Raw genomic sequence first — 4,056 nt, 5'->3', positions numbered from 1 at the left:
CACAGGTCCAGGCGCTGGAGCATCACGGGTGCCACGGGCAGGCCGCACAGGTGGTCGGCCTCGATGCGCGACTTGTCGGGCACGGCCACCACCAGGGTGGCAATGCCCTTGTCCTGCAACTGCCGTGTCCAGTGGCGCAGCAGGCGCTGGCGCGCCTCGAAGGGCGCGGCGCCTACCCCGGGCTGGGGCCGCAGGCCGTCGCGGTAGAACATCCACTGCGGGCAGCCCAGGGCCACCTGCGCGCCTGTATCGCCCAGCAGGCGATAGCGCAGCGCGGCCTGGCCGGTTTCCAGCGAGGACTGCGCAGGCAGGCGCAGGCCCTTGTTCAGCGCCGTGCCCGCGCGGCCATCGAGCCAGGCCGACAGCTGCAGCTCGCCGGCCTTGGGGCCGTGGCGGGCCAGCGACCAACCACCCCAGGCCAGGCCCGACAGCAGCAGGGCGCCCCAGATCCAGGCATTGCGCCGGTGGCCCTTGTCGGTTTGCAGGTCTTGCGCGGCTTGGTCCACGGGTCAGCCCTTGAGTGCGGCGCGCAGCCGCTCCAGCCAGGTGGCGTTGGGCATGAGCGAGGCGTTGTCCCACTGGCCGGCCGCGTTGGGGCCGTAGCTGTAGGTGGGCTCGAACATCTGCCACACCAGCACCTGGGGCTTGTGGGACTTGAAGGCCGGCGACTCCAGGTACTCCAGCAGCATGGTCCACTGGCCCACGTTGCCGGGCTTCCAGTTCAGCGAGACCGGGCGGTCCAGCAGGTTGGAGAGCTTTTGCGGGAAGCCGAAGTAGGGCTGGACCATGCTGTGGCCGGTGACATGGACGGGGGCGGGCTCATCGTCGAGCAGGCCCTTGGCCGGAGCCTGGCGGCGCACGGTATAGACCTCGCGGCCGATCTGCTTGCGCTCCTCGGCGGTCAGAAACAGCTCGGCCAGGTCGCCATAGCGGCGCTCGGTGACGGTGTCGCCCAGGGCCAGGCCGCTGCCGGCGCTGCCGGCCAGCTGGGGCACCTCGCCCTGGACCATGCGGGCGGTGGCCTCGGCCGTGGCGTCGGCTGCCGCCTGGGTCCAGTGCTGGTCGGTGCGGTAGAACACGTCCTTGCCGCTGTCGCGCACGGTGCGCAGCACGGCCTCGTCGTCGAAGCTGGGAATGCCTGCGCCCTGCAGCGCCTGCAGCACCTGCTTGTAGCGGCCCTGGACATCGGCGCTCATGGCCTTGCCATCGGGCATTTTGTCAGCGTAGAAGCGCACCTTGTCGGGCAGCAGCAGCACCTGCAGCTTCACGCCGCGCGCGGCCAGCAGGTTGCGCGCCTCGGTGATCAGCCGCGTGGATTCCGTGATGCCGGCGCGGTCCACCTGGGTCAGGCTGCCCCAGCCCGGAAACAGCCACCCGTCCTTGCCCCTGAGAACGATGGAGGAGCTGTCCTGTGCCTGGGCCTGAGCCGTACCCTGCGCTGCCAGCGCGCCCAGCACCAGGGCGCAGCCGGCCAGCCCGCGTGCGGCGCGCGCCATGCCCGAGCGCAGTCCGTGCAGGGCGGGGCGGGGTGCTTGCTTGGTCGAATCCATGGGAGCTTTCTCCTTTTCTCTTGTCTGTGTGGTGGCGGCGGCGGGGCGGGGCTTTCAATAGGACAGCGTCAGCGTCATGAACAGGCCCTTGGCGCGGTCGGCCTGGCCGCCGCCGATGTTGAAGCGGTACTGCATGGACCAGTCCAGATAGGACTGGGCCGTGCTGTAGTGGCTTTCGCGGAACCATTGGCGCAGGCTGATGCCCACGCCGGCGCTGGCCGACCAGCTGCTGCCGTTGCCTTGCAGGGCCAGGGTCTGTCCCTGCTGGGCGGCCAATTGGGCTGCGGTGGGCGTGGCGCCAGGGGCGGCCTGCAGGGAACGCACTTGCACGCGGTTCCTCTGTTTGATCCAGTCGGCCGCGACCACGCCGAACGGGAAGATCACCAGGCCCTGGTTGATGCCGTCGGCGCGGAAGCTGCGCCCGATGCGGGCCTCGGTGGAGAAGAACCATTGCTCGCGCTTGTAGCGGCCCGAGCCGTCGCCCACCACGGCGCCATTGGTCTGGTCTGTCAGCGTGAAGCGCGAGGCCATGCTCTGGTTGGCATAGCCGGCCTGGCTGTAGCCTTCCATGGTGAACCAGCTGGAGCGGTCCGTGCGCCGGCCCGTGCCTTCGTAGAAGCCGTGGGTGACATAGGCCAGCCAGCCGCCCTGGCCCGCGCCCGCGCTGTACTTGGCCGAGATGGGATTGCCCAGCGCGGGGCCCGTGGGGTTGAGCGGATCGCGCCCGCTCATCAGGCAGCGCAGCTGGGGCGATTCCGGCGTGATGAAGCCCGAGCGCGTGGCGGAGCCGATGTTGAACTGGCGCTCTATGCCGAAGGTCAGCGCGTACTTGGTGGACGGCGTGAAGCGCATGCCCAGCGAGCCCGTGGTGGTGGGCAGGCCAGAGATGCCGCGGTTGTCGCCCGCCTGCACATTGATGGGCAGGCCCGTGCAGGGGTCGATGGCGCTTTGGCCCAGCGTGGTGCCGCCGCCGTCATGCAAGGTGCTGCCCAGCCGCCCGTAGACATCGAAGATGCGCGTCGATGAGTTCAGGAAGTTGGACGGGCGCCAGTAGGCCTCGGCCGTGCCGAAGACCGCATCGCCCGCCTGCGTGAGGATGCCGTCCGAGAACGCACGCCCCGCAGGCCGCGCACCCCGGTAGCCCATGGAGACGATGGCGCCCCATTCGCGCGAGTAGCCGGAGACGGCGCTGCGCGCGTTCTCGCGCTGCCCCGGCGTCAGCTTGGCGGTGCCGGCATCGTCCAGGTCGATGGCTTGCTTGAAGGTGCGCACGGCGCCCCGGCTGTCGCCGGTGCCGGCCAGGGCATAGCCCTCGTCCAGCATGGCGCCCGCAGGCGCCTCGCCCGTGGCGCGGGCGGCACGAAAATCCTGCAGCGCCTTGGCCGGCTCTTCCTGGCGCGAGTACAGGTAGCCGCGCTGCATCAGCAGCTGGGCGTCGTTGGGGGTGAGGGACAGGGACTTGTCCAGCCGCAGCAGGGCCTGGCCCTGCTGGTCGCGGTTGCCTGCGGCCAGCGTGGTGGTCAGCAGCTTTTGCAGTTGCTCGTTGTCGGGGTCCTGCTCCACGGCCGTGCGCGCGTGGTCGATGGCGGCCTTGTAGTCCTGGCGCGCGTAGGCCGCATAGGCCTGGGCGCTGGGGCCGCCTGCGCCCTGGGCATCGGAGGGCTGCAGCTCGCAGACCGTTCCGTAGGGCGTGTCGCGGCAGTCCTGCAGCGGCGGCGGGTAGTCGGCCATGGCCAGGGTCTGCGAGGCACCGCGCGTATCGGCCACCATGGGCGTGTCGCGGCCCGGGCGCAGCCCATCGGCTTGCTTGAGGCGGCGGGCCACGGCTTCATCCTGTGCCGGCATGGGCGCCAGCAGCGCGCGGGCGCGTGCCGCGTCGCCCGCAGCCAGGGCTGCGTCGGCCGCGATCAGGCGCAGGTTGGCCGATTGCTTTTCGTCCAGCCAGTCCTGCTTGAGCACGTCGTCGAAGTCCTCGTTGGCCAGCGTGGTCTTGCCCTGGCGCTGGCGTATGTAGCCGCGCATGCCCAGGGCGGCCGTGTCCTCGTTGTCCTGCGCCAGTGCCTCGTCGGCAGCCTTTTCCGCGTCGGGCAGCTGCTCGGCCAGCATGAGCGAGGTGATCAGCAGCAAGCGGTGCGATGCCGTTCCCGGCGCCAGCGCCACGGCTTCGCGTGCAAAGGGCACGGCCTGCGCCGGGTTGTTGGCGATCAGCGCCTGGTAGGCCTTTTGCGCGGGCAGCACGGCCTGGCTGCGGCGCAGGGTCTGGCGCTTGGCCACCAGGTCGCTTTTGTTGGGTGGGTCCAGGGCCAGGGCGGCATCTGCGGCCTCGATGGCGGCGCCCAGCTGGTCCTGGGCTTCCAGCGCACCAATCCACAGCAATGCCCATTGGCCTTGCGTGGGGTCCAGGCGAAAGGCCTGCTCGGCCTTGCGCGCGCTGTCCGCGTAGTTCCTGGCGTTGTAGTCGGCGTAGGCCTCGGTGGCGATGGGAAAGGCCTTGTTGTAGACGCGG

At 70.3% G+C, this 4,056-nt stretch carries 3 protein-coding genes; all 3 read right to left on the bottom strand.

Features of this window, described 5'->3' with window-relative positions:
- Positions 1-506: alginate O-acetyltransferase AlgX-related protein (locus L995_RS14890; RefSeq protein ID WP_047472458.1), on the bottom strand; the 506-nt coding region annotated here is incomplete at its 3' end.
- Positions 507-509: 3 nt separating this feature from the next.
- Positions 510-1,550, bottom strand: coding sequence for an alginate O-acetyltransferase AlgX-related protein (locus tag L995_RS14885; RefSeq protein WP_047472457.1), 1,041 nt, complete (start codon positions 1,548-1,550; stop codon positions 510-512).
- Positions 1,551-1,604: 54 nt separating this feature from the next.
- On the bottom strand, positions 1,605-4,056 hold a 2,452-nt coding region (locus L995_RS14880; protein WP_047472456.1), incomplete at its 5' end, for an NfrA family protein.

The organism is Delftia sp. ZNC0008 (assembly GCF_000799035.1).
GTDB classification, from domain to species: Bacteria; Pseudomonadota; Gammaproteobacteria; order Burkholderiales; family Burkholderiaceae_C; genus Comamonas; species Comamonas tsuruhatensis.
This window is presented reverse-complemented; position numbering and strand designations above follow the sequence as displayed.

Bases quoted from the DNA above. Each gene is read 5' to 3' on its own strand.
- L995_RS14885 (WP_047472457.1), bottom strand. From the start codon at position 1,550: ATGGATTCGACCAAGCAAGCACCCCGCCCCGCCCTGCACGGACTGCGC.